The sequence below is a fragment of the Francisella-like endosymbiont genome (assembly GCF_003069505.1).
In the GTDB taxonomy this organism is placed as follows: Bacteria; Pseudomonadota; Gammaproteobacteria; order Francisellales; family Francisellaceae; genus Francisella.
This window is the reverse complement of the sequence record NZ_QAPC01000004.1, coordinates 12,973-39,063: the sequence shown is the minus strand read 5'-3', so window position 1 is coordinate 39,063 and position 26,091 is coordinate 12,973. Positions and strand designations below refer to the sequence as shown.

Below are 26,091 nucleotides of genomic sequence, written 5' to 3'. Positions count from 1 at the left end.
TAAAGTGTTGATATTGTAACAGTTTTAGACAATATTTTAATATTTTTAAAGTGTTAAAGTTTTTTATAGATAATTAAGATTTATTTTTTAATGGTTATAACTGCTGGAATAATTAGCGCAATGACAATACCGATAATAAGCATCATATCAAAGTTAAAAACTGACATAGCCATATTATCTATAGGAATAAATCCAACAATTATCGCTACTAAACAGACAAAGCAGCCTAACAAAGCCATTAGAATAGTTCCAAAAGAACCCTTAAATATTTCGTATTGACTTTCTTGAAGTGGCGAACTGATTTTTAGTTTTACAGCGGTGATAAACATCAAAATATATGCTATCACTGCTAGTTGTGCAGTTAAATCACTAAGATACCAGTATGCTTCATTTACTGATGGCATAAAAATATATGAGAAACAAAATACTGTAAAAACAAGTGCCTGAGTAATAAGCATAGTATCAGGAGCATCATTCTTATTTGTTCTACCAAATATTTGTGGCAATATGTTGTCATTACTAACAACCATAAAAGCTCTAGATAATCCCATAATCCAAGCCGACGTTGTTGTAAATGCACCAAATATCAGCGTTACTGCGATTATATAAGTCATCCATGGCATATTAATTTGACTAAAGAAGTAGTGGAAAGAAACCATCAAACCTGTAACAATATCAACATCACCAATTTGTAACTGACTGCTTACTAATATCACCGTAATATTTGATAAAATTAAAGACCCTAATATTACAGAACCAGAAATTAGTAGGGCACGAGGGAAGTTTTTCTTAGCATTTTTAACATTTGCTGCGTGTATAGCGCTCATTTCTAAACCAAAAAGGCTAAACATTACGGTTATAAATAAAGCCCAGCTACTGATATTATTACTCGATGGGATAAAGTCAGAAATCTTTGGCGCAACAAGCTCAGCAGCATGAGACATTGACCATATTATTGCTATTATGATGATAATAAACATTGGTAAAAGTGTACCAATAATGGCACCAAGTGTACTTAATGTACTTGATGTTTTGATGCCAAATAAGTTAATTGCTGTGGCACTCCAAAACATCACTAAACTCATTGATATCATATACCATGGATTAGCGACTAATTGATTAGCATCTTGTCCTGTTAGCGGTGCTATGACATAAGCAATCACTCCAGCAAAAAAACCGCAAATAGATGGAAACCAAACTAAGTTGTAAACCCACTGTAACCAGATAACTAAAAAACCTAATCTTTTACCAAATGCCTTTTTAACCCAGATATAGATACCACCAGTTTCTTGTGAAGAGCCTGTAGACATCTCCGCTGTTAGTAGTGCACATGGAATCAAGAAGAGAATTCCAGCTAAAATATAAAAAATTATAACGATCCAGCCTGCTTGAGCCGTGATAGAAATATTTCTTAAGCTATCAACAGCGATAATATTTATCATTATTAATCTGATAAGACCAAACTTTTTACTACTAATAATTTATTCCATTATTTTACTTTTTATTTATTCATTACCACACTTTAGTATATACTTAAAGGAATTTTATAACAACTAGAGTGTGTGTTACTTTTATGAAACGAAAGGTTTTTATTATTGGTCTGCTAGTTAGCTTGTTTAATTTGGTATATTCAAAAGATGAGTCATACATTTGTGATAATAAAATTCTTAAAAGTCCTATCACAGCTACACAAACTAGAACACAGTTAAATTTTACTAACTGGGCAGACTATATATCTCCTGATATAGTACTATGCTTTTCAGAACTATCTAATACTAGAGTCAAGTATATTTATACCTCTGATGATAATATGACTCGTGCGAAAATAATGACAGGATCATCTGGTTTTGATCTAATCGAGCAAGGTGCACTATATCTAAATAGCGAAATAGCATCTAATGCTCTTGTCAAACTTGATAAATCAAAGCTACCAAATCTAAAATATCGTAATAAAGTAATTTATGATAAAGTTTCACATATAAATGATCCAGGTAATAACTATGCTGTGGTGTATAGTTATGGAACAACAGGATTAGCATATAACAAACAAGAAATAGAGCAAAGACTTGGTAAAGATGTGGTTCCTAATAGCTGGAAGTATGTTTTTGATAAAAAATACCTCAAACAAATAGCTCCATGTGGAGTTTCATTACTTGATGAACCTGAGCAAATATTCGGAAATTATTTTTTCTATCATGGTATTGATCCAAATACAAATAGTAAAGCTGAGTATGAAAAAGCAGCTTTAGATATTATTAAAAATATGCGTCCATATATTAAATACTTTGATAGTAATAAATATCAAGATGATTTCACCGCAGGTAACCTTTGTTTAGTTATGGGCTATTCTGGTGATGTAGTTAGATCTGTAGAAAGAGCAAAGTTAGTAAATCCAGATGTTACACTTACGTATGTTATCCCTAAAGAGGGTACTAATATTTGGTTTGATATGCTGATGATACCAAAAGGAGCTAAAGATTTAGATAAAGCTTATGCTTTGATGAACTATATTATAGATCGATATGTATCAGCACAAAATAGTAATTATTTGTATCAACCCAATGCTGTTACACAAAACAAAAAATATCTAAATGATATATTTGATGATATTAATATCAGACCTACTGATGAGATGATTAAAAAAATGTATGTTCTTAATATCCATGATGCAAAAATGCAAAGCTTTATTAATAGAATGTGGATGAATGTTAAATATGGTATAGAATTTACACCGAAGTACTATAAGCCTCAACAAAATAAATAATTTCTTATAAATACTATCTTTTCTTTTAGCTTGATATTAGTGAAAAATTATATTCAATTTGAGGGGTATTTAGCTGTAGTTGATTGGTTGATAATAATTGATGTATTTTATTTTATTTTTAAATTTCTGCTAATATTCTATGATAATTCTTAAAACAAATGAGATTGATATTACCAAGATTTACTTGTTTGACTATTTCACAACCTTTTGATCCTTCTTCATGTGAGCAGTTTCTAAATTGACACATTCCTCTGTATTTTTTGAAATCTAGAAAACCATCGAAAAGCTCTTCTTGTGAGATATGTCAAAGTCCAAATTCTTTAATACCTGGAGAATCAATAATATTCGTAGTGTCATTAATTTCATACAGGGTTGAACAAGTTGTTGTATGACACCCCTTTTTAGTCGAGCCTGAAACTTCTATTGTGGCAGTGATTTTTTCACCAAGTATTGTGTTTAGTGTTTCAGACTTACCAATTCCAGACTGTCCTAGAAAAATAGCTATCTTATTAGCAAGAGTATCAACTAACTGATTTATTTCGATGTTATTCTTTGCTGATATATAAAAAATCTTGTAACCTATATTTTTGTATATATCTACAATATTTTGTAGATGTTGTTTATCATCTTGAGACTGATCATCAATCTTATTGATGACTATTATAGGTTCAATATCACTATTGTGAAGAGCAGCTAAATATCTATCAATGTAATGTTCAACAGGAGCAGGTGAATGCGCGAGAATAATCACAGCGTTATCAATATTAGCGGCAATATTTTTATTCTTACGCTGGTATTGATTTGGACGCGATATGAGATTTTTCTATCAAGTAGTTTAGTAATTACATAGGTGGAATTTGTGTATTCTAATTCGACATCATCGCCAACTGTAAGTTCGCCCTTTAGGTGACTACGCTGTAATGCTGAAACTTTTCCACCAGTGATGAGCTTCACACAAATATTACCGCCAAAATTTGTTATGACCTTTGCTTGTAAAAATTACTAAAAAGTTATTTTTTACTAGTTTAATTATAAACTTTATTTATAAAATTACTAATAATAGTATTAAGTATATTTGAATAAAAATCACTTGTTTGTTACTATTGAGAAGTTAAGCAAAAAATTGTATTTATGAAAAAAAGAGGGGTAATGAAAAAATCAAAAATCTTAGTGTCGATAGCAATTGCAGTTTTTGGAACTACAGCAACGTCTTTTGCAGCAGATACTAATAAGTCCAGTTCAACAGACAAACTATCGCCGGAAGGTTATTGGATTCAGTTTGATGAGGATAACGATGCTGGTCGTGGTATGCCTGAAGGGATTATCCATACATATTTTGCCAAGAGTGATGAGTATGGTAAAAAAGGTACACTACAGATGGAAATCGTAGTGCCACTAATGTATGTTGATTCATTTGGTAAGCCTACTAAACCAAGGGCTACTTGCTATAATTGTTCTAATGGCTCTTATAATGATTTTAACTATATGGGTAAAAATGCACCTTTAGAAGGTTTTGTATTTGCGGGTAATATGCAACCAGAAGTTGGAACAGCTGTTGCTAACCAAAAAAGTGATGTTTACAAAAATGGGGGGGTAATAAACCCGAATGATGGTAAAGTTTACGCCTCAGAAGCCCAAGTCCAAGATGGTGGAGATACTATGTTTGCCAAAGCCGCATATATTGTTTGGGGTAAAGAGTTAGGTAGTAAATCTGCGCATTGGAAGAGAATAACAAAAGCTGACTATGAAAAAGTCAAGACAGATTGTGGTGTTACTGCGGATGGTCAGTATACAAATAGTGATACAAAAGTCACAAGCGTGTGTACTAATTATCCAGTTGGTCAATTTGGTGTTAAAAGTCCAGTCTAATTAGTTTGTATAATTACAAATTTTCTTTATACTTTTTTTTAAAAAGTTAATCTAAATAATCTTTAATAATGTTGCGTAAGTTGATTGTTATAATAGTTACTGTTTTTGTATTTTCTTTTGCTTATACAGAAGAAGATTGGCAAAATCTCTATGCTACTGGCTATTGGTTGCAGCGAGATAATGTTACAAAAACAAATATTGCTGTTATTCATGCTTATGGTAATCTTTATGATTATTCAAGTGGCAAAGATAAATATCAAGGCTTAGAATTCGTTTGGAATGCCAAAAAACTGATTCTGGAGATCCTGCTAAAGGTAAAGGTCCGCTATATAACAGATGGTGCGGTTCTAAATCCACATGATGGTAAATACTATCATGTAAAAGCTCGAACAATGGAAATGGTAAAAAGATTTATGTAAGAGCTTATTGGGGTTTTTTAGGTAAGAGCGAATATTGGCAAAGATTATCTGCTGATCAAGCTGAAAAAATAAAAAAATTATGCGGTTTGACAGCAGATAATGTCTACACCTATGAGGGTAAAAACGGTAAGGTCAACGATAAAGAGTTATTTAAAGAATGCGCCACCAGAAACTTTGTAAAAGATCCTTTATAAGAAAATATGCAACCACAAAAACATGATTACCGCCAAATAAAAATTCTACCAGAAAGTCTAGCTAACCAGATAGCTGCTGGTGAAGTTATTGAAAGACCATCTTCAGTAGTCAAAGAGCTTATTGAAAATGCTATTTATGTAGATAAACAAATTGTGATGCTCATCTGTGGGGATGGGTAGCCAGTCCAAGATTTAATCGAGCTCGTCCAGATATGCAGAGTTTCTATATAAATGGGCGTATAATCAAAGATAAAATTGTTGCTCATGCGATAAAAATGCCTATAAAGATGTGATGTATGGCAACAGATACCCTGCGTTTTTACTTTATCTGGATATTGATTATCATGAGGTCGATGTTAATGTCCATCCGGCAAAAAGTGAAGTGCGTTTTAGAAATCAAAAATTCATCTATGATTTTCTCTTTGGTAGTGTCAATAAAGCCATAACTACTAGTGCGGATATAAAAATATCCCGTCATCAACAAGTAACTAGTCAAGAACGACATGCTAGTGATAACAACCCGCTTAATATTGGTAATATGAGCTTGGATATTAATATTGAAGATGAAGTGGAGACTGATACAAATCTTAACTTACTTGATAAATATTTTGAAAAGCAAACCACACAACAAAATCAAATTAGTATCTCACAACAGTTAAAATCTAGTGGCTTAGGTCAGGCTATTTGCCAAATCCATGGTATATATTCTCTCACAAGTTGAGGATGGCGTTGTACTTGTAGATATGCACGCAGTACACGAGAGAATACTGTATGAAGAGATGAAAAAAACTTGGCATGCAGATACTGATAAATTTAAGCAGAATCTATTAGTGCCGCTAACTTGTCAGCTAGCTAGTAATATAGTTGCAACTATAGAAGAAAATCTAGAAGCCTTTGAGAAATTAGGTTTTGTGATATCTATAGTTGCTGATGATGCGATACTTGTTAGGGCAACCCCAATATATGTCAAAAATAAAGATATCCAAGATTTAATATCAAATGTAGCTACAGAGTTTAGCTCTTCTAGTAAAACAAAAAGTGTTGAGTTTTATTTAAATCATATTTTAGCTACAGTATCTTGTCATGCTGCTGTTAGGGCTAATGATAAGCTTAGTATTCCAGAGATGAATCATTTACTTAGACAAATGGAAACTGTTGAAAATTCGGGGCAGTGCAACCATGGGCGACCAACTTGGGTGAAGCTTAATTTTGCACAGTTGGATAGTTTCTTTTTGAGAGGTAGATGAAAAACAACATATATCTAGTTCCTTTTAATTTGTACAATAGTTTCAAAAATATACTGCTCTTAAATTATTTTACTTAATAATTATTGATTGTTATAATCGGTGGGTAGTATCTTCTGTAGTAACTTTTAACGGCCCAAAGTTAGCAATTTAAGGATATAACAATATCTAATTTATAGGGACTTAACTTATGACAGATTATACTAATTCTCAAGGGGTTTTAAGCTTAAATAAGAGTTTGATGGGATATTTCCTTATCTATGAATTAACTGTCTATTTGGCAAATGACATGATTATACCAGGTATGCTCCAAGTAATCTCTGATTTCCAAAGTGAATCTTCTATGATTCCAACTTCATTAATAATTTTTATATTAGGTGGTACTACATTACAATTATTTATAGGACCTATATTTGACATTATAGGAAGGCGCCTTATTGATGATATTAGGTTGTTTGTTTTTTTATTAAACACAATTTTTATTATGTTTTCACCAAATATTAGTTACTTTACTCTTGGGAGATTCTTACAAGGTATATGTTTATGTTTTATAGGTACAATTGGGTATGTCATTGTCCAAGAAATATTATCAGAAATGGCAGTTGTACGCACCACTTCAATTATGAATAATATTGCTAAATCTCCGTTAACAGATCATTTGTTAGATGCAATTATTGTAGAAATATTCCATTGGAGAGTGATTTTTCTAATTCTTGTGTTATTATCTGCCTTAGCCTTAGGGGATATAATAAAATATATGCCTGAAACAGTAGTGTATTAGTACGTCAAGACAAAATTTTAAGCTAAATTTCGTTAAAATTTATCGTAATTATCGTAAGCTTTTGATTTCATCTACATTCCTTATAGGTACTGTAAGTTTAGGCTTTTAAAGTGTTCTTTTTATAGTATGGCTTGGAATAGTATCTATTTTACTTATAAAAAATTCTCATCTTAGCACTATAGAATATGGTTTATGGAATCTTCTTTTTTTGTTCAGTTTTATTCAGAAGCTTTATAATAAGAGATAAAAGTCGAAGTTTTTCTCTAAAGACACTTGTAAAAATAGGGGTTATATTAGTATTAGCTTCATTAATTGTGTTTTATTTAATAGCATATGTGGCTCAAAGTTACTTATAATTATTATCGGATTAAGTTTATATGGATTTAGTTTATTGTTTAGTGGAACATCTTTAATAAGATTTACTCTTTTTAGTGTTAATATCCCTAAAGGAACAACTTTCGCTTTAATGTGGTTGAGATGGGCTTTAATTAATGCTTTAGGTAATCAAATTATTTTCATGGTTATATTTTCAAAGTGAAATGTAAGTATCTATTTTTGGTTTAGCTTGTATGTTTTGTGGCCTAGTCTATTTCCTCTTACAATTTAAGCTATTAATTTTTTTTGAAACAACAGGTTTAAAGTAGTTTAGTTTTTTTAAAAAATAAAATACCTAAATACTTTTCAGCATCTAGAATAGATATACAGTCAATAGTAACTAAAGTTTCAGCTTGCTTATAAATATGCTTGGTGTACAATCACTCTAAATATATCAATATCTCTATTTTTAATAATCAACATACTCATCAGTAGACATCGAATGGTTAAAATGAAATAGGTTTTAAAATATGCTTAGTTATTTTAAAGCTAGAAGTAGATTATTTAGTAATAATGCTTTTAGTTATGCTTGTGGAATGACAATTTGTAATGCTGTTGTTGTCGGTATTGCGTATATTTCTATAAGTTGGCATTTATTATCTTTAAGAAATAGTATGGAAGTTATTATACTATTTATGTTTATTTGGTGGAATGTGCGGTTGTATTATTACCGCTTATAGGTTATTTTACTGATCTTCTACCTAGAAGGATAATCATAGTTTTAGTTAATATTTCTAGAGTATTATTGCTTTTAGTATTTATATTTTTAGATAATCTAAACTCTCTTGGTCTACTGTATTTGTTTACAGGTGGGTGGGGATTATCTTGGCATTTTTTATGCTGGTGATAATAATAATATCGTGATAGTTATTCGCTAATGATGATATTTTGCTCTATGCGAATAGTACTGTTGATGGACTATTTGAGTTTGGTATGGTCATATGAATGTCTTTAGGTGGAGATAAATATTTCCTACGCAATAGTCACCAAGTCCTACAGATATTTCACATAGGCTTATTAGGTAATGGAATTATAGACCTCTTGGAATATATTATAGCTATGAATATACCAATATATATGAACTTGCACATCATCATTAATAATTATTCGACTAAAGTCTATTAAGACATAATTACCACAAAGCCAGTATATAATAGATCCTATTAAAACTAGAAAAATACAAAAAGGTAGTATCTTTTCAAAACCTTTTGAATCTATAAGATATCCATAAGGTATTTGTAATAAAGCATATTATAAAAAGTATAGTGTTGATAATTTAACAAATAACCCTTCGCTAATATTTATCCTTTCTAATATAAAATCGCCATTGACACTAGGTGTTATTTGCAAAAAAGCCGAAACCATGGTAAAGAGCAAGGCGACTATAAATATTTGGATGCGAAGGCAAGTAGACATTATTTTAAAACTAAATAAAACTGTCATATTTGATATTTTAAATAAAAGTATTTATTGAATATTATGTTACGCCAATATTAATTTAAGAAATGAAGAAGTATATTTTACTGATCTAGATTGCCTAAGTATTTTTCTGCATCTAACACAGCCATACAGCCAGTACCAGCTGAAGTTACAGCTTGTTTATAAATATGATCCACGACATCGCCAGCAGCAAATACTCCTTTGATATTCGTTTGTGTAGCATCACCAGCTAGCCCTGATTTGACTTTGATATAGCCATTTTCCATCTCAAGCTGACCAGCAAAAATACTAGTATTTGGTGTATGACCAATAGCAATAAAAACACCAGCGACATCAATTTGAGATTCTTCGTTAGTTTTGATATTTTTGATACGCAGAGCATTAACCCCCATATCATCACCAAGTACTTCTTCTAATGTTGTATCCCAGATGATATTTACATTACCATTCTCTGCTTTTCCCATTAGCTTATCAATAAGAATTTTTTCAGATCTTAGAGAGTCTCTACGATGGATTAATGTCACAGACTTAGTGATGTTTGATAAAAATAGTGCTTCTTCAACAGCTGTATTACCACCACCAACTACTGCGACATCTTTATTTTTATAGAAAAATCCATCACAAGTGGCACATGCAGATACACCCTTACCCATAAATTTTTCTTCTGATTCTAACCTTAGATATTTAGCTGTAGCACCAGTTGCTATGATTAGAGCATTACATGTATATTGATCTACTTCACCAATTAGTTTAAAAGGTTTATTTTGTAGATCTACAGCATTGATGGTGTCATAGATTATTTGGGTATCAAACCTTTCTGCTTGTTTTTGTAATTTATCCATTAGTTTAGGACCCATAATACCATTAGGCTCACCAGGCCAGTTGTCTACATCTGTAGTAGTCGTAAGTTGACCTCCTGGTTGCATACCTGTGATTATCACTGGTTTTAAGTTTGCACGAGCTGCATATATTGCTGCGGTATAGCCAGCAGGACCAGATCCTAAAATTATTAGTTTATGATGATTCGCCATTTTGAGAAAATTGCTTAAATAAAATATGAGCAAAATTATAGCATAGTGCTTAGCTAAGTAAAATTTATAATACTTAGTCCTCCTGAACTTGTTCCAGGTTCCTCACTATAAATCATAAAATAAGTCTTCTAACTTAGGGTTGGCTTGCCTAATTAAGTTAAATTTCCAATTTTTATGTTAGCGTTTGAGTTGTTTTTCCCCTTAATATAGCAGATTCAATATTTTCTGCCATTTCATAATACACTAACTTATGGGTTCGATATTTTTTAGTAAAGCCCTCAACTAACATATCCTTATGTTGATATACTCTTTGCTTAAGATCTGACGAAACACCTATGTAAAGAACAGAGTCTTCTTTGTTTGTAAGTATGTAAATAAATCCTTTCTTATTCATTGTATCTCATGTCGGTCTATTCATCTAAAGGTTTAATATGAGATCATGAAACAAGTTCAGGATTAATGAGATTTAGCTTATAAGATCTTTTATCTCAGCAAAATCATCAATATGAGCAAAGCTATCTAAAGACTTAAGGTCAATACCATTATGATAGCCATAACTAACTATTACTACTTTTATATTAGCACCTTGTGCACATAAGAAATCATTCATTGAGTCACCAACCATTAAACTCTCATCCGGCTTAGCATTTAACTTATTCATAGCAAAAAGTAATGGTTCTGAGTTGGGTTTATAACTAGGAGTTGTATCACCACTAATAATAATATCAAAATAATCAATAGATTTAAATGTGATAGAGATTGTATAACATCTTCCTCATGCTTATTTGTGACAATAGCCATTTTGATATTTTGCTTTTTCAAGAAGTCTAATGTTTCAAACACATTTGGATATACTTTACTATTAGCACTATTTAGTATTTTATAATTATCACTTAATATTTTGACACCCTCATCTGTGATAGATTCAATATATTTTTTATCAGTAAAATCTAATGCCAATACTTTTCTAACAGTAGTAGGGTAGCCTTTGCCAATAATATTAGCCAAAACATTTTTGGATACTGGTTTAAATCCAAAATGCTTACGCATAGCATTTGTTGCGACTGTTATATCGCCTATTGTATTTACAAGCGTTCCATTTAAGTCAAAGAATATGTTTTTTATCATAAGATAAATAATAAGTTATTTTATAAACAAAATTATATATCTTTAAATTCAAATAAATAAGGGATTCAAAACTTGTTGATATGACTAATTTTTTTATTAAATCGTTAGTTTAGAATAGATTTACTTATCAATTTATCAATTTGTGTTTTATTGTAACTATTTCATCAGTTTGACTAATTTTAATTTCTAAAGCAGTAGCTGCAAATGCTGTAGAGCAACTATCTCGTAAAATTTTCTTAGAAGCAGAACAATGAATATTTGTTACTTTTGTACTATCTAATATTTCTCTTACATTCTGTGAGTTGATGCTACCACCTGGCATTACCTGTATTTGGCTACTAAATTGTTGTTGTAGCGACTTTATAGTTTCTAAACCTTTGATTACATTCATAGCAGTTCCTAATGCAGGATTCTATCGAAACCAAGAGTAATTATCTCTTGTGTAGATTTTTATATATCCGTAGTTAGATCAATAACTCTATGAAAAGTTAGCTCTTTACCAGTTTGTTTTGTAAGTTGAATAAATGGTTTTAAAAACTCTTTATCTACTTTATTATCTTTTATTAATGCACCAATAACAACACCATCAACATCAAGCTAAAGCATAGTTTTTAGATCATCAAGCATAATCTGTTAATCTACTTGATCGTAATAAAAATCATTACCACGATAGAGAATCATAGCTTGTAGTGAGCTTTAAAATTAGCTTTAGCAAACTTTACTAGGCTAGGTGAGGGTGTAAGTCCCTCGACACCTAATGCTGAACAAAGTTTCAATCTATTAGTATTAGCTTGTTGTGCATTTAGGATTGATTGGTAGTTATCTGCACAGATTTCTAGAGTTATCATTATTTAAGAAGTTTTACAGAGTTATCTTTATATTATAGCCAGTTGCTTTTAAGAAAATCTATAAATAATAATGTTTCGCTACTTACTGGGTAAGTTATAGCGACATACTTTTTTCATGGCAGTCCTTCGGACACTGCTCAGGAACCTGTATGCAAAACTGCCTAGAATTACGCTATCGTAGTTTTAAATAAATGGAAAATAAAAAACAATCAAGTCATTTTGAACTAGTTTCAGAATTTCAAGAAATTTAGCTATAATTATTTGTGAGAAAATTAATTTTGTAGGGTTTTTATGAGTCAGTTATTTATCGTATATTTGGGTGGTAGTGCTCCAAAAGCAAATATTGAGTTACACGATATACAGTTTGTAGTTGGTGAACTATTGAAAATACTTATGAGCACCTTAGAAAAAACGGGTTTGGTACTATTAAGGGTCTACATTTAGATAGTTATAAAGCTATCAAAGGCTCTGATGGTTATCAAATATCTATCCAAGACAAACTTCAAGATTATGATAAAAAACTATATTTTGTTAATCTTGGTAGTTACGATAAAAGTAAGCTGAAAACAGTCTACTAAAAAATTCATTATATCAGTATAAAGATATCTTATGGAGGTTGATGACTGTTTAGAGCTTAGTTTTATAAATGGTAAATGTATTCATCTAAATCCGAATGATGGAAAATATGATCTAAAGCTTGATTGGTTTGGGTATAGAGTGATTGGGTAGTGTTATGATTCTTTATCAATATAGAGGTAATATACATAATAATAGTAAACAAGATAAAAAATAGTTCATAGACTTGCTTACAAAAGGATCTATAAAATTCACTAACCCAGTTGATTTTAATGATCCATTTGACTGTTATCCAAATCTATGAGGTGGTGAGCTTCCTGTTGGGTCAATGCCTATGCTGTTGTGGATAAAAGCAACTATATGTTACAAAAAAGTTGTCTATAGTTGTTGGAGTTACATGTTTTACCCCTTACAATGATAAAATGGAGTCATTATGCAAGCCAACATAAAGGTATTTGTATAGGTTTTGATACCAATATACTTATTGGAAAATGTAAAAAAATGATCATAGCCACCCTGTAATACATTCTCTTAAAAATGTGATTTATACAAATCAAAGGCCATGTGAAAGAGATGTTGATATGTTTTTTAAAAAGTTTGATGAATGGAGTTATAAGGATAATATACGCTAGTAAGCTATGCTGTAAAAGGGACTCATCAATTGGGACCTGGAGTTTGGGAGATACTTAAAGAATCTATTAAAGAAGTTATTTTTGGGGCAAGAACAAGAATTCCAAAAAATATTCAAGAAGAATTAGTAAATGAAATAAAAGAGTATCGATCAGATATAGAATTGAAACAAGCAGTTCTCGACACTTATACTTATAAAATTATTATCGAAGATTCAGATGTGCAACCACATATTGCTCCAAGTAGTGGAACACTTACTATGCCAAATGGGAATATTGACTTTTAAGTCGGATTACAATATCAATCTAGCTTATTTCTTAATAGGCTCAATCATATTATCTTTCCAAACCCAATAGTAAACTGGTTCGCTACCCTTAAAGCTTGCAATAATTGTCTTGATTATCAATAGCATGAATAGTTAGTTCATCTAAATAGCCTATTTTTATATAATTACGATCTTTGGTTGTATTAAAATTCATTTTAACTAAATGCTAATTGTAAATCATTAAGAAGTTATAACTAAATTAACATTTATTACGTAAGAAAATATTATAGTTATTAATATTTAACATAAGTACGATATAATCGTTTGCTCTAAAATAAACTTATAATTTAATCGGGGAAATATGTCATTTAGAGGTTCATGCCTTTGTAACTCTATTCAATTTGAAATTAATGGTAATTTTGAAAATTTCTTTTTGTGTCATTGTAAGTATTGTCGTAAAGGTATAGGCTTAGTTCATGTGGCCAACTTGTTTTCATCAAATGCAAAATTAAGTTGGAAATCTGACCAAGAGTTAATAAGAAAATATAAATTACCGGCATCACATCATACATAAAGTTTTTGCAGTAAATGTGGTTCAATACTGCCTTTTGAGCAGACTGAGTTTAATTTAGTAATAGTTCCAGTTGGTAGTTTGGATGATAAAATAGATATTCAGGCCAATAGCACATATTTTTATGGCTAGTAATGCTAAAGGGGATGAAAATTTAGGGTCTATTAATAGTTTTAATACTTTTTCCCAGGTTCTTTGAAAATATTATTCTTTATTATTCATTAATTTTTCAATACCTACAAAAGCTACATTAAATTATTACTGAACCAAGAAATATTTCCAATAAAACCATACGAATGAATACCTCCTATGATATCTATTAGTGAAGCAACAAAGCTAAGCTTAACTTGTTTGTTAATAATTCTAGGTTGCATCATATATTGATAAATACACTTACGTCAATTTAATATAAACTACGCCAACCATAAATGGCACCATTGAAGCAATAGCTGCTATAAATGCAAATAATATAGGACTTGGTATACCTAGCAAAAAGAATGTAATCGCCATAATACTACCTACAAGCATTGCTGTTAGAAATATCGCTAAACTAACTCTACGAGTTGTTACAATAGCAGTTGATATAAAACTATCGTTATTGTGTCTTTTAGAACAATTTTTTTAGAAATTTTTCTAAGCTAGTGCTACTTACTAAAAATTGATAGACTAATATAAAGTGTTATCAAGAAATCAGTTACTAACTTACTGAGGTAAAGCCGATGTATCTTATCATGGGTAATATTTTTCCAAGATTAGAAATTAACACATCTAAAATAGGGTAGATAAAAAGATATAAAACTCAAGCAATTAACCCTACTATTAAATAAATAATGCTTAATTTTTTGATAGTAGTATAGCAGTCATTTTAAAATTATAGTCATTAGCAAAATTTATATTCTTGACTAAGAATAACAGTTTAATTTTTATTATTAAAGTTTATGTTATCAATTTACCATGGTTGTTGGTTACCCTGTGCATCTAAGAACTTTCCAGAATCTTCAATCTTTAGGGAACTAATAAGCTTATTCATATCGTGTATACTTTGTTTAACTTCCAAGAGGCATTATTTCCACTTATAACAGTTTTAACCCAGCTGGGTCTTAGACTTATAGTTATTATTTCAGAATATTCAGCAGCAAATGTTTTAGTTAACATATTAAGAGCTGCTTTAGAGATACGATAGGCATAGCCAAAACCAGCTTGTGTTTGACTTATGGATCCAGCTTGGATAGCAATATTTATAACTATTGGTTTATTTGATCTTAGTAAATTATTCTTAAAATTATGTATAAGATAAAACTGACTTAGGCAATTGGTTTGAAAAGCATTATTTACCAATTTGGATTTGTATCAGATATCCTAATTCTTCTGTGGTGTTCTGGATAGATACCAGCATTATTTATGAGTATATCAAGCGTGATATGATTATATTTTTGCATTAGCCTATTCTGATCTACGACATCTGTAACATCAAGTTTTTAATAAATAGATTATTAATAGACTTTAGTAAGTCGTTACAGCTCAGTAGCTTCAGCGGGAGCCCTACAAGTAGCTATAACGATATAGTTTTGTTCTAGGTAATACTTTGTAAAACCAAGACTGATTCCTCTATTTGCATCTGTTATCAGAATAGTCTGTTGATTTATATTTGCCATATTTAATTGATTTTCCCTTAGAGCATATAACAGCTATCTTGAGCTGACTTTGTCAAGCTAGAAGCTGTTTGAATTGGTAATTCAACACAGCGACACTAGCACCTAAAAGAATAGTACCTGTTATTTGCATTGGCTGAATTATAGGATTTTTGTTTAAGCCACCATGATCAAACATCATTGGTGACATTATTGCAACCACCTACCATTCCACCTAAAGTACCCACAGGAACCATTATCACTGCTGTAATACCAATACTAGAAGCGTAAATAGAAGTCGTAATCGCACTATATATCTTATTACAATCTTTTATCTGATTATTATATTAATAGTCTAAATTTTTAGGAGTTTGAGTATTTGAGTTTTAGTTTGTGGTAGACAGTAAGTAAAATTTGTTGTCACTAGCACTACAATTATTGTAAATAATACACTTATTTTTCTAAACATAATTAAATATTTTATATATAGAATACTACTATCGCTTTAAATCAAAGTTGTAATAAAATATATGATATAAATTGAAAATATAATGAGAGAAAATTTTAAGAAGAAAAGATTACCAGCCAGTAACTTCTTTAAGCTTTTTGCCGATCTCAGCAGGTGATCTAGTGTAAGCGATTCCAGCAGCTTCAAATGCAGCGAATTTCTCTTCAGCTGTACCTTTATCGCCAGAGATTATAGCACCAGCATGACCCATACGCTTTCCTGGAGGAGCTGTAACACCAGCAATATAACCAATTACCGGTTTAGTAACATTATGCTTGATGTACTCAGCAGCTTCTTCTTCAGCTGTACCACCAATCTCACCAATTAATATAATTGCTTCTGTTTGTGGATCATTCTCTAGAAGTTTAAGAGCTTCGATTTGGTTCATGCCTGGTATAGGGTCACCGCCTATACCAATACAAGTAGATTGACCAAAACCTAATTTAGTAGTTTGCGCAACTGCTTCATAAGTTAGAGTACCTGAACGGGAGATGATACCAACTTTGCCTTTCATATGAATATGACCAGGCATGATACCAATCTTACACTCACCTGGAGTGATTATGCCAGGACAGTTAGGACCAATTACTCTTACATCTTTATCTTTAAAGTACTCTTTAACTACTAGCATATCTAGAGTAGGAATGCCTTCTGTGATGATTACTACTAACTTAACACCAGAATCAATAGCTTCGATTGCAGAGTCCTTTACAAATGGAGCTGGTACATAAATTACTGATGCATCAGCACCAGTAGCTTTTACAGCTTCTTCCATTGTATTGAAAACTGGTTTACCTAAATGAGTTGTACCACCTTTACCAGGAGTTACACCACCTATGATATTTGTACCATAAGCCATAGCCTGTTGTGAGTGGAAAGTACCATTTTTACCAGTAAAACCTTGTACTAAAACTTTTGTATTTTTATCAACTAATACGCTCACTGTCTAATATCCTTTTAACTGTTTTAATTTATTAACCTAGCGATTTCACAACTTTTTCAGCAGCATCAGCTAAACTATCAGCAGGTATTAGTTTTAGACCTGAATCAGCTAATATTTTAACACCTTTTTCTGCATTGTTACCTTCTAGACGAACAACTACTGGTAAAGTTACATTTACTTCCTTAACAGCTTCGATAATTGCTTCTGCGATCATATCACAACGAACAATACCACCGAAAATATTAATTAAAACAGCTTTTACATTCTCAGCATCTAGGATTAGTTTGAAAGCTTCGATTACTCTTTCTTTAGTAGCGCCACCACCTACATCTAGGAAGTTTGCCGGCTTACCACCATATAGTTGGATAATATCCATAGTAGCCATTGCTAGACCAGCACCGTTTACCATACAGCCAATGTTACCTTCCAGCGCTACATAGTTTAGCTCATGCTCAGAAGCTTTTAGCTCTTTAGCATTTTCTTGAGACTTATCTCTTAATGCTAACAGTTTTGGATGTCTATAAAGAGCATTTGAGTCAAGGTTGATTTTACTATCAACACAAACAATCTCACCATTTTCTTTTATAGCAAGAGGGTTGATTTCAAATAGGGCAAAATCACACTCGATAAATGCTTTATAAGCACCTAGCATTGTTTTAACAAAATCATTGATTTGCTTACCTTCTAAGCCAAGTTTGAAAGCTACCTCGCGAGCTTGGAAAGGTTGTAAACCGACTAATGGATCAACTTTTACTTTAAGGATTTTTTCAGGAAAGTTGTGTGCAACTTCTTCAATATCTACACCACCTTCAGTTGATGCCATAAAAGTTACTTTACGGCTAGATCTGTCAACTACAGCGCCTAGATATAATTCACGTGTAACAGGATAAACGTCTTCAAAAACACCTACAGAATTAACTGGTTGACCTTCAGCATTAGTTTGGAATGTCACAAGATTTTTACCGATTAAGCTTTCTGCTACTTCACGAGCTTCTTGAGATGATTTAACAACTTTTACACCACCAGCTTTACCCCGACCACCGGCATGTACCTGAGCTTTAACCACAGCAAATCTGCCACCTAGTTGGTCAAATGCTTGAGCAGCTTCATTAGAGTTATGAGCTATGATACCTTTTTGAACTTTTAGACCATAGCTTTCTAAAAGTTCTTTAGCTTGATATTCATGTAAGTTCATTGATTTTCTTCCTTATTTGATCGTTTGACGAAAATTTTTGTTAGATAACAAGTAAAATAATAACTCATTTATGCTATTATTTCTAATAAAAATGCTTATTTTAACGTTTGATTTACCTATAATAATAATTAAAATGTGATAATGTTAATTTGTGTAAATTTATAAATAAAAAGGCAGCCAAAAATGTTTGACTATATAATTTAACAAAATCAAATCTACTATTTTCTCGAAAATTACCCCAGCTCAATTGCTTCTTACTGCTGTTTTAGCATTTGTATATGGATTTATTCCGGGGATTGCCTATTCACCGTTACTTTTCATAGGAGTACTATTTTTAGTCATAATCCTAAGAATAAATATCGGAGTATTTGTCTTTATTACACTTATTGCGAAAGCTCTCTCTTATATCTTACAAGGACTTAGCTTTGCTGTAGGGACATTTTTACTTGATGGTTTCACGCAACCATTATTTAAAAATCTAGTAAATACTACTGTAGTCGCATATACAGGTTTTGATTATTACCTTGTAACAGGCGCATTTGTTGTTGCCATAGTTTTGGGATTAATCTTTGGGATTATTATTGCAAAGATTTATAAAAAAATAGTAGCAAAAATGGCAGCAGTTCAGTCTGGTACCGAGCTTTATAATAAAATCACAAAAAACTTTTTTGTTAAAATTGCTAGATGGATTTTCTTAGGCAAGAATATTTCTAAAGTTGACTGGGTTGAGATGCAAAATCGTAAGTTTAGGCAGCCATTTAGATTAACTGGGGTTGTACTAGTAGCTTTGATTGTCACAGCTTTAATATACTCACCAAAGCTTTTAGAAACATTGATAGTATCAAATATCATCAAACAGCAGTTAACCAAAGCTAATGGTGCAACTGTTGATTATCAATCTTTAAATCTGGATTTAACTAATGCTAAACTAGAGATAATAGGCTTAGGAGCGGCAGATCCGAATGATCTTAGTAAAGATAGATTCTACGCACAATCTGTAAGTGCAAGTATAGATATCTCAAACCTACTTACACGACAAATCACCATAAAAGATGTTGTTATAACTGGAGTGGCTTTAGATAAACAAAGAACTACTAAAGGTGAGTTGTACATTAATACAAAATTCTTGGCTCCACAACAATCTAAGATTAGTTCAGAGGTTATAAAACAACAGGCTATTGAGACTATTGGTAAGGTTGGCGAAAAATTAGAACAAGTTGACCTTTAAAAACTCAAAGAAAATACTAAACAAGCTAAATATATAGCTAATGGTATCAAACAGGTGACTGAGTTTTTATCTAATTTTAGCTCTAAAAATGATAATACTGGAGGATAAGCTGTTCAAGGTATTACTCCAAAAGCTGAAGCTAAAGTATATGGTTATGCAAATATTAAAAATGAGACTCTACGTTAAAAGTATCCAAATTTTGTGATTCAAAATATGGATATAAAAGACTATGAAAATGCAGGAACCGTATATGATGCTAATGTAACTAATATATCGACAAACCCTCAATTATTAGGGTTACCAACTACTATAGTTGTTAAATCAACAAATAATAATAATGTTGATGTCAATGTAGTTATTACCAATAAAACAAATGTTGATAATACAGTTAAGTTTAACTTACAAAATATTGCTGGTAATGCTATTAAAGATTTAACTGTTGAAGGTGTTGGTTTAGATGCTAAGAGCTTAACTGTATCAGGTCAGGGAACTTGGCAGTTTAGTGGTATAATAAACATAGTGTTTAATATTCCACTTCAGCTCGACTTTAAAAATTGTTAGTGTTAGTTTTAATCAGTTTAAACAAAATATTTCTAAGCTAACATTAAAAGGGGCTATCTCAGGAGATTTAAATAATATTAGTTTTGCTGTGGATGTATCATCGTTGCAGAACTTGCTCAGTGTTGATACAGTCAAAGATGCTGCAGGACAAATAGCAAAGCAAACAGGCCTAGTAAAAAAGCACAGCAAGTCATCAACAACACTAAGATAAATGGCAAATCTATCAAAGATTTAAATGCCAACGATTTAAAGAATATCAATAAAAAAGATGTTCAGAATATTGCTTATCAATTTGGAATTAAGCTTAACTAAGTTGTTTGTCTATACGATTCTAATTTAGTTCTCGATTATAAGTTGCCTATCTAAAATAAATTCAAAATCATCTTAATAGTCTATTCACTTTTTTAGTTAATTTTTTTATATTTAGTATTAATAATGTTTTAGAGCTTCAAAAACAATAATTATAAAAAATATTTGGATAATATTCCTAGAAAAGCTAATAATCCTAGTTACAAAAAATCACCTTTATTCATAGCAAAAATAATCTTGATTTTGTTATGATATAAAAAATTAATGTTAAGGAATTACTTTATGAAAAAGATATTAATTGCTGCTTTAGGTATTTTAGCATTAGTATTATCAAGTTGCATTAATCATCAGAATACTCAAGCAGCTGTAATTACTAACGCTGATGAGAACTATAAAGATTATGCTAAGATTATAGCTATCCCAGATGTTGTTAATGATTTGTTGAATGATCCGGTAACCCCTACAGTAGGACCACGAGATGCTAATAAAGCTGTTGTAGTATTTTTTGATTATGGGTGTGGTAAGTGTGCTGAAATTTCTAAAGAAATTAATGAACTTATTAAAGAAAATCATAGTGTCAAGTTTATCTTTAAGGCTTATCCTTCACCAAAAAGAGATGCTAAAGTAGCTAATTATGCTTCGTTAGTTGCTAATGAGGCATATTTACAAGGAGGCTCTGAGTTATTTTTAGCATACAATAAAGCAATTTTTACACAGTGCGAGACTAATAGTAGACTCACAGATCAGGATGTTGGTAATGTAGTTAAGCAGCTAGGTATCAAAGTAAATGATGCTAAACTTAAGCAAAAAGCTGCTACTGAAGAGCTTGATAGCAGAAAACTTGGTAAGCTAATAGGTTTCTATGGACCTCATTCATTTGTGATCTTACCAACTAATTTAGTAACAAACAATGCCAATGATTTAGACAATAATGTCGATAAAATTTATGTGATTTCAGATAAGCAGACTAATGCTGCTACAGATGATTATCAACAAGCAGCAAAATGGTCTGCTGCTAATATTCAAACACAGCTTAATAAATATTAAGTAATTTAGACTATATTTTATTCTTAAAAACTTCTAAAGCTTTTAAGAAAGTATCAACATTTGCTTCTTTTTTTGTGGCATTTTCACTTAGATAACGACGATATATTTTAGCATTAGTTAAACCATTGAATAAGTTTAAGGTATGCTTAGTTATATTGTTAAGTTTTATGTATGGATCATTATCCATTTGAACTTTTATATATTCAGCCATTTTATAAGCAATCTCTAGCGCCGAGATATTGTTACTAGGCTGATTATAGAAAATATTATCAAAGTCTTTAAATAACATAGGATTGTAATATATCTCTCTACCTATCATAACACTATCTACATGTTTAAGGTGTTATTTAGTTTCTTCAAGTGTTGTAATCCCACCATTAATACCCAGCTCAAGATTTGGAAAATCTTTTTTGATATTGTAAACAACATCATATTTAAGTTCTGGAATAGTACGATTTTCTTTTGGTGATAGGCCACTAAGCCAACCTTTACTAGCATGAATACAAACATAATCTACACCGGCTTGAACTTGCTTATCAACGAAATTATATAGTTCCTCATAACTATCATTATGGTCATAGCCAATACGACACTTAACAGAAATTGGGATATCTAAGTTATCTTTCATTGCTTTGACACAGTCTGCTACAAGCTCTGGTTCTGCCATTAATGATAAGCCAAAATTGCCTTTTTTAACTCTTTCGCTTGGGCAACCAACATTTATATTAATTTCATCATAACCAAGCTCTTCAGCAAGCTTGCCACAGCTGATAAAGTCTTTTGGTACACAACCACCTAGCTGTAGTGTCACTGGGTTTTCTTTGGGATTATATTTAAGCAAAAATTCTTTATTACCATGTAAGATTGCATTTAAAGTAACCATTTCAGTGTATAACATTGTGTGCTTGGTAATTAGACGCATCATGTAGCGATAATGCCTATCAGTCCAGTCAAGCATTGGTGCTATACATATTTTTCTAGTTGTTATTTTTATTTTAAAATCTATAAGAAATTTAGTTTGTTACAATTATGGAAGATCATCATCAAAAGTTAAGATACGAATGATTTTATCAATTTGAGGACGATATTTTTCAGTATCTTGTAATACTTACTATAGCGAGGATTTGATCGGTCATACAACCAGTTTGCTAGATCCCAGTTGTATGTTGTATCAAAGCAAAGTTTACCAAACTCAGTTAGGTTAAATTCTGCTTGAGTTTGTAGACATCCAGTCATAAAAACATCAGCATATGTTTGTAAGATAGGATAATTTTTATTAGGAAATTCGGCAGCCTTAAAATCTTTAACATACATCCAAAAATCCCCTTTTGGTAAACTCTTAATACCTAGAGGTACGATATCTTTGCGTAGTATTTTTACACGACAATATGATGCTATTAAAACCTGATTTTTTTCCTAGTAAAAAACTTGCTGTTATGACAGCAACTATTACTACCAATATATTTTTCTTTTTCAAAATTTCAAAATGGATCTATCTGCAAAATTGTTAGAGTTAATATTAGCATTTTTGGGTAAAATGAAAAACCCTCAATGTCTATTAACTTAGATTGTTATCAACATTAATAATTAAGATTTATTTGTGCTATAATATCTAGAGATTGAATTTTAAATAATAACGATAAATTTGGAGCTTGTTAATGTCTGAGAGTAAAGCTTATGACTCATCGAGTATTAAGGTACTTAAAGGTTTAGATGCTGTTAGGAAAAGACCTGGGATGTATATTGGTGATACTGATGATGGTAGTGGCTTACATCATATGGTATTTGAGGTTATTGATAATGCTATTGATGAAGCCTTAGCTGGTTATTGTGATGATATTAAAGTTATTATAAATAAAGATGGTTCTGTATCTGTATCAGATAATGGTAGAGGTATTCCTACAGATATTCATAAAGAAGAAGGACGCTCTGCTGCAGAGGTTATTTTAACTGTACTGCATGCTGGTGGTAAATTTGATGATAATTCTTATAAGGTATCAGGAGGTCTACATGGTGTTGGTGTATCAGTTGTAAATGCTCTGTCTGAACAATTAAAGCTAACAATATATAGAAATGGTATAGAGCATTATCAAGAGTATGTTCATGGGGTACCACAATTTCCATTAAAAGAAGTTGGTCCAACATATAAGACTGGAACACTAATTACTTTTAAACCAAGTAAAGAGACATTCTCATTTGTAGACTTTGATTATGATATCTTGATGAAGAGAATCCGTGAATTATCTTTCTTAAACTCTGGTGTCAAAATTAAGCTTATTGATAAAATTAACAATAGGTCAGAAGTATTTAAATATGATGGTGGTATTGTTGCTTTTGTTAAGTATTTGAACAATAGCAAAAAGCCTGTTCATGAAAATGTTATAGCTGTAAATGGTACAAAGGATGATATCCAAGTAGAGCTTGCTTTACAGTGGAATGACTCATATAAAGAATCAATTTTTTGCTTTACAAACAATATTCCGCAAGGAGATGGTGGTACACATTTGTCTGGTCTTAAAGCAGCAGTTACTCGTACGATGAATAACTATATTGAGTCAGAAGGTTTAAATAAAAAGCTAAAAGTTACTTTAATAGGTGAAGATACGCGTGAAGGTTTAGCTGCAGTATTATCTGTGAAAGTTCCTGATCCAAAATTCTCATCACAAACTAAAGATAAACTAGTATCATCTGATGTTAAGTCAGCTGTAGAGTCATTAGTTAATGAAAAACTACAAGAGTTTCTTTTAGAAAACCCTAAAGAAGCTAAAATTATATGTGAGAAAATTTTAGACTCAGCAAAAGCTCGTGAAGCTGCTCGTAAAGCGCGTGATATGACTCGTCGTAAGGGTGCTTTGGATATTGCTGGTTTACCTGGTAAGCTGGCAGACTGTCAAGAAAAAGATCCAGCATTATCTGAGATTTACCTTGTTGAGGGAGATTCCGCGGGAGGATCAGCAAAGCAGGCTCGTGATCGTAAAATTCAAGCAATCTTGCCATTAAAGGGTAAAATCCTGAATGTTGAGAAGGCTCGCTTTGATAAAATGCTTGGCTCTCAAGAGGTAGCTACACTTATTAAAGCTTTAGGTTGTGGTATAGGTGCGGAAGATTATAACCCTAATAAAACTAGGTATCACAAAATTATTCTAATGACAGATGCTGATGTTGATGGATCTCATATTCGTACTTTGCTATTGACATTTTTCTACAGACAAATGCCGGAGCTTGTTGAGAGAGGTTATTTATATATTGCTCAACCACCTTTATATAAAGTAAAAAAAGGTAAGCAAGAAACATATCTAAAAGATGAAGATGCTCTAGCAGAATATCTTGGTAATATAGGCTTAGAAGGCGCGTGCATCTATCTAAATAATGATAATGTTATTTCTGGTCAAGTTTTGGCTAACTATTATGAGCTTTATCAAAAATCACAGAAAGTAATTAAGAAGTATACAAAAACATATCCTGAGAAACTTCTTAGAGTCATGGCGTATGGAACTAAGTATGTTGATGAAAGTACTGATATTTCTCAATGGTGGCAAAAAATCGTTGAAAACTGTAATCAAAAAGCTTTAGCATATGAGCGCTTTAAGCTTATCGAAACAAAAGATATAGATGAAGATGGTAAAGAGACTATATCGTATGGAGTTAACCATTATATTAATGGTTATGATACTGACTATATAGTTAAGAGTAGTTTCTTTAGCACTAAAGATTATGAAGATTTAGTTACATATGGAGATGTTTTATCGGATATATATTTTGAAGGGGCTTATGTAGAAAGATGTGGTAAAAAAGAATATGTTGATGATTTTGAGTCAGCAATTGATTGGCTACTTAAAGAAGCTAGAAAAGGTAATGATGTGCAGCGTTATAAAGGTCTAGGTGAGATGAACCCTGGTCAGCTTTGGGAGACTACTATGGATCCTGATAATAGAGTTCTTTTACAAATATCAATAAAAGATGCAGTTGAGGCAGATGCTTTATTTACTACTCTTATGGGTGATGAGGTGGAGCCACGAAGAAACTTTATTGAATCAAATGCTCTTGATGTTATTAATCTAGATATTTAGTTTTTTAAAGGTTTATATTTTTACTAAACCTTTGATTTCTGTAATCCAATTAGCTTATTTTTGTTAGGCTCTATATATTCTTCTATTTAGCCCATATATTCAATAAAGTACCTAGTGAGCCAGATTTGTGGCATTATTTCTAATGAATTTTTATAGCTTTGTAAAATAAATTCAAATAACTGTTTAAAGCATTTTCATACTTTGAAACTTGAGTTTTATGATCTCTATTAATTTCATTAAGATGTAAGAAGTTATTTATATTATTTGATATAAATATTTGTCATCCTTAACATATCGTTTGAAAAATATTTAGTAACTTTATAATAGTCATTTTGCTATTTTTCAGAGAAAAGGTTTGAGAAGCATTTTAGTTTGAATGTCATCTTTGATAATGTATGAAATAACAGTATATAGTTATATCCTTATCAGATAAAGAATTTAGCTTTTGAGATTGAATATCTAAG

General features: G+C 31.2%; 17 protein-coding genes and 12 pseudogenes. 13 read left to right on the top strand and 16 right to left on the bottom strand.

Going from position 1 to position 26,091, the window contains the following annotated elements:
* Window positions 1-80 precede the first annotated feature (80 nt).
* Window positions 81-1,481 carry a glutamate transporter GadC gene (gadC, locus tag C9379_RS06885; RefSeq protein WP_425536936.1) on the bottom strand — a complete coding sequence of 467 codons (1,401 nt, stop codon included), beginning with the start codon at window positions 1,479-1,481 and terminating at the stop codon, window positions 81-83.
* A 92-nt stretch (window positions 1,482-1,573) separates the two neighbouring features.
* Between gadC and C9379_RS06880 the strand changes: the two genes are divergently transcribed.
* Entirely contained in the window at window positions 1,574-2,764 is a 1,191-nt protein-coding gene (locus C9379_RS06880) for a polyamine ABC transporter substrate-binding protein (protein ID WP_143384546.1), read from the top strand.
* 118 nt (window positions 2,765-2,882) lie between these two features.
* Here the strand turns inward: C9379_RS06880 and rsgA are convergent.
* A pseudogene (gene rsgA / locus C9379_RS06875) lies at window positions 2,883-3,745 on the bottom strand (ribosome small subunit-dependent GTPase A).
* 168 nt (window positions 3,746-3,913) lie between these two features.
* On the opposite strand from rsgA, the gene C9379_RS06870 reads away from it, so the two are divergent.
* From C9379_RS06870 to C9379_RS06850, 5 genes and pseudogenes are all read left to right on the top strand, one after another.
* Window positions 3,914-4,633 carry a DUF2147 domain-containing protein gene (locus C9379_RS06870; protein ID WP_143384716.1) on the top strand — a complete coding sequence of 240 codons (720 nt, stop codon included), beginning with the start codon at window positions 3,914-3,916 and terminating at the stop codon, window positions 4,631-4,633.
* A gap of 68 nt (window positions 4,634-4,701) precedes the next feature.
* A pseudogene (locus C9379_RS06865) lies at window positions 4,702-5,246 on the top strand (DUF2147 domain-containing protein).
* Between the two features lie 6 nt (window positions 5,247-5,252).
* A pseudogene (locus C9379_RS06860) lies at window positions 5,253-6,493 on the top strand (DNA mismatch repair MutL family protein).
* Window positions 6,494-6,680: 187 nt separating this feature from the next.
* On the top strand, window positions 6,681-7,271 hold the full coding sequence (locus tag C9379_RS06855; protein ID WP_143384547.1) for an MFS transporter: 591 nt from the start codon (window positions 6,681-6,683) through the stop codon (window positions 7,269-7,271).
* 845 nt (window positions 7,272-8,116) lie between these two features.
* The gene (locus C9379_RS06850; protein ID WP_318263213.1) at window positions 8,117-8,326 is read left to right on the top strand and encodes an MFS transporter; all 210 of its coding nucleotides are present in this window, start codon (window positions 8,117-8,119) and stop codon (window positions 8,324-8,326) included.
* Between the two features lie 275 nt (window positions 8,327-8,601).
* Here C9379_RS06850 and C9379_RS06845 read toward each other — a convergent pair.
* The 5 genes and pseudogenes from C9379_RS06845 to C9379_RS06825 form a co-directional block, all read right to left on the bottom strand.
* Window positions 8,602-9,062, bottom strand: a pseudogene (locus tag C9379_RS06845) (MFS transporter); the annotation flags it as partial.
* Window positions 9,063-9,166: 104 nt separating this feature from the next.
* Window positions 9,167-10,117, bottom strand: a complete 951-nt coding sequence (gene trxB, locus C9379_RS06840) for a thioredoxin-disulfide reductase (RefSeq protein WP_143384548.1) — start codon at window positions 10,115-10,117, stop codon at window positions 9,167-9,169.
* Window positions 10,118-10,289: 172 nt separating this feature from the next.
* Window positions 10,290-10,511: a GIY-YIG nuclease family protein gene (locus C9379_RS06835; RefSeq protein WP_318263214.1), complete on the bottom strand. Its 222-nt coding sequence runs from the start codon at window positions 10,509-10,511 to the stop codon at window positions 10,290-10,292.
* 72 nt (window positions 10,512-10,583) lie between these two features.
* Window positions 10,584-11,245 (bottom strand): annotated as a pseudogene (locus C9379_RS06830) (HAD-IA family hydrolase).
* Between the two features lie 127 nt (window positions 11,246-11,372).
* Window positions 11,373-12,093, bottom strand: a pseudogene (locus tag C9379_RS06825) (copper homeostasis protein CutC).
* A gap of 291 nt (window positions 12,094-12,384) precedes the next feature.
* On the opposite strand from C9379_RS06825, the pseudogene C9379_RS06820 reads away from it, so the two are divergent.
* The 3 genes and pseudogenes from C9379_RS06820 to C9379_RS06815 all read left to right on the top strand — a co-directional run bounded on the left by C9379_RS06820 (window position 12,385) and on the right by C9379_RS06815 (window position 13,585).
* Window positions 12,385-12,822, top strand: a pseudogene (locus C9379_RS06820) (DUF1543 domain-containing protein).
* A 261-nt stretch (window positions 12,823-13,083) separates the two neighbouring features.
* Window positions 13,084-13,191: a DUF2971 domain-containing protein gene (locus C9379_RS08905; RefSeq protein ID WP_318263215.1), complete on the top strand. Its 108-nt coding sequence runs from the start codon at window positions 13,084-13,086 to the stop codon at window positions 13,189-13,191.
* Window positions 13,192-13,330: 139 nt separating this feature from the next.
* Window positions 13,331-13,585, top strand: a complete 255-nt coding sequence (locus C9379_RS06815; protein WP_318263217.1) for a hypothetical protein — start codon at window positions 13,331-13,333, stop codon at window positions 13,583-13,585.
* Between the two features lie 24 nt (window positions 13,586-13,609).
* On the opposite strand, the pseudogene C9379_RS06810 reads toward C9379_RS06815, so the two are convergent.
* A pseudogene (locus C9379_RS06810) lies at window positions 13,610-13,742 on the bottom strand (asparaginase); the annotation flags it as partial.
* A 183-nt stretch (window positions 13,743-13,925) separates the two neighbouring features.
* Between C9379_RS06810 and C9379_RS06805 the strand changes: the two are divergent.
* Window positions 13,926-14,138: a GFA family protein gene (locus tag C9379_RS06805; RefSeq protein WP_318263218.1), complete on the top strand. Its 213-nt coding sequence runs from the start codon at window positions 13,926-13,928 to the stop codon at window positions 14,136-14,138.
* A gap of 201 nt (window positions 14,139-14,339) precedes the next feature.
* Here C9379_RS06805 and C9379_RS08900 read toward each other — a convergent pair.
* From C9379_RS08900 to sucC, 6 genes and pseudogenes are all read right to left on the bottom strand, one after another.
* Window positions 14,340-14,904 (bottom strand): annotated as a pseudogene (locus C9379_RS08900) (AI-2E family transporter); the annotation flags it as partial.
* 257 nt (window positions 14,905-15,161) lie between these two features.
* Complete coding sequence (locus tag C9379_RS06795) at window positions 15,162-15,473, bottom strand: SDR family NAD(P)-dependent oxidoreductase (RefSeq protein ID WP_318263220.1); 312 nt, start codon at window positions 15,471-15,473, stop codon at window positions 15,162-15,164.
* Window positions 15,474-15,649: 176 nt separating this feature from the next.
* Window positions 15,650-15,790, bottom strand: a complete 141-nt coding sequence (locus tag C9379_RS06790; RefSeq protein ID WP_318263221.1) for a hypothetical protein — start codon at window positions 15,788-15,790, stop codon at window positions 15,650-15,652.
* Between the two features lie 52 nt (window positions 15,791-15,842).
* Window positions 15,843-15,989: a hypothetical protein gene (locus tag C9379_RS06785; RefSeq protein WP_318263222.1), complete on the bottom strand. Its 147-nt coding sequence runs from the start codon at window positions 15,987-15,989 to the stop codon at window positions 15,843-15,845.
* 355 nt (window positions 15,990-16,344) lie between these two features.
* On the bottom strand, window positions 16,345-17,217 hold the full coding sequence (sucD, locus tag C9379_RS06780; RefSeq protein ID WP_143384549.1) for a succinate--CoA ligase subunit alpha: 873 nt from the start codon (window positions 17,215-17,217) through the stop codon (window positions 16,345-16,347).
* A 31-nt stretch (window positions 17,218-17,248) separates the two neighbouring features.
* Complete coding sequence (sucC, locus tag C9379_RS06775; protein ID WP_143384550.1) at window positions 17,249-18,412, bottom strand: ADP-forming succinate--CoA ligase subunit beta; 1,164 nt, start codon at window positions 18,410-18,412, stop codon at window positions 17,249-17,251.
* A gap of 183 nt (window positions 18,413-18,595) precedes the next feature.
* On the opposite strand from sucC, the pseudogene C9379_RS06770 reads away from it, so the two are divergent.
* Together C9379_RS06770 and C9379_RS06765 are read left to right on the top strand one after the other, a co-directional pair.
* Window positions 18,596-20,513, top strand: a pseudogene (locus C9379_RS06770) (TIGR03546 family protein).
* A gap of 279 nt (window positions 20,514-20,792) precedes the next feature.
* Window positions 20,793-21,557 carry a thioredoxin domain-containing protein gene (locus C9379_RS06765; protein ID WP_143384551.1) on the top strand — a complete coding sequence of 255 codons (765 nt, stop codon included), beginning with the start codon at window positions 20,793-20,795 and terminating at the stop codon, window positions 21,555-21,557.
* A gap of 10 nt (window positions 21,558-21,567) precedes the next feature.
* Here C9379_RS06765 and dusA read toward each other — a convergent pair.
* Window positions 21,568-22,551, bottom strand: a pseudogene (gene dusA / locus C9379_RS06760) (tRNA dihydrouridine(20/20a) synthase DusA).
* Window positions 22,552-22,584: 33 nt separating this feature from the next.
* Window positions 22,585-22,952: pseudogene (locus C9379_RS06755) on the bottom strand (gamma-glutamylcyclotransferase ChaC); the annotation flags it as partial.
* A 263-nt stretch (window positions 22,953-23,215) separates the two neighbouring features.
* Between C9379_RS06755 and gyrB the strand changes: the two are divergent.
* On the top strand, window positions 23,216-25,627 hold the full coding sequence (gene gyrB, locus C9379_RS06750) for a DNA topoisomerase (ATP-hydrolyzing) subunit B (RefSeq protein ID WP_143384552.1): 2,412 nt from the start codon (window positions 23,216-23,218) through the stop codon (window positions 25,625-25,627).
* Window positions 25,628-26,091 lie beyond the last annotated feature (464 nt).

Bases quoted from the DNA above. Each gene is read 5' to 3' on its own strand.
- C9379_RS06880 (WP_143384546.1), top strand. From the start codon at position 1,574: ATGAAACGAAAGGTTTTTATTATTGGTCTGCTAGTTAGCTTGTTTAAT.
- C9379_RS06870 (WP_143384716.1), top strand. From the start codon at position 3,914: ATGAAAAAATCAAAAATCTTAGTGTCGATAGCAATTGCAGTTTTTGGA.
- C9379_RS06855 (WP_143384547.1), top strand. From the start codon at position 6,681: ATGACAGATTATACTAATTCTCAAGGGGTTTTAAGCTTAAATAAGAGT.
- C9379_RS06850 (WP_318263213.1), top strand. From the start codon at position 8,117: ATGCTTAGTTATTTTAAAGCTAGAAGTAGATTATTTAGTAATAATGCT.
- trxB (WP_143384548.1), bottom strand. From the start codon at position 10,117: ATGGCGAATCATCATAAACTAATAATTTTAGGATCTGGTCCTGCTGGC.
- C9379_RS06835 (WP_318263214.1), bottom strand. From the start codon at position 10,511: ATGAATAAGAAAGGATTTATTTACATACTTACAAACAAAGAAGACTCT.
- C9379_RS08905 (WP_318263215.1), top strand. From the start codon at position 13,084: ATGATAAAATGGAGTCATTATGCAAGCCAACATAAAGGTATTTGTATA.
- C9379_RS06805 (WP_318263218.1), top strand. From the start codon at position 13,926: ATGTCATTTAGAGGTTCATGCCTTTGTAACTCTATTCAATTTGAAATT.
- C9379_RS06790 (WP_318263221.1), bottom strand. From the start codon at position 15,790: ATGGCAAATATAAATCAACAGACTATTCTGATAACAGATGCAAATAGA.
- sucC (WP_143384550.1), bottom strand. From the start codon at position 18,412: ATGAACTTACATGAATATCAAGCTAAAGAACTTTTAGAAAGCTATGGT.
- C9379_RS06765 (WP_143384551.1), top strand. From the start codon at position 20,793: ATGAAAAAGATATTAATTGCTGCTTTAGGTATTTTAGCATTAGTATTA.
- gyrB (WP_143384552.1), top strand. From the start codon at position 23,216: ATGTCTGAGAGTAAAGCTTATGACTCATCGAGTATTAAGGTACTTAAA.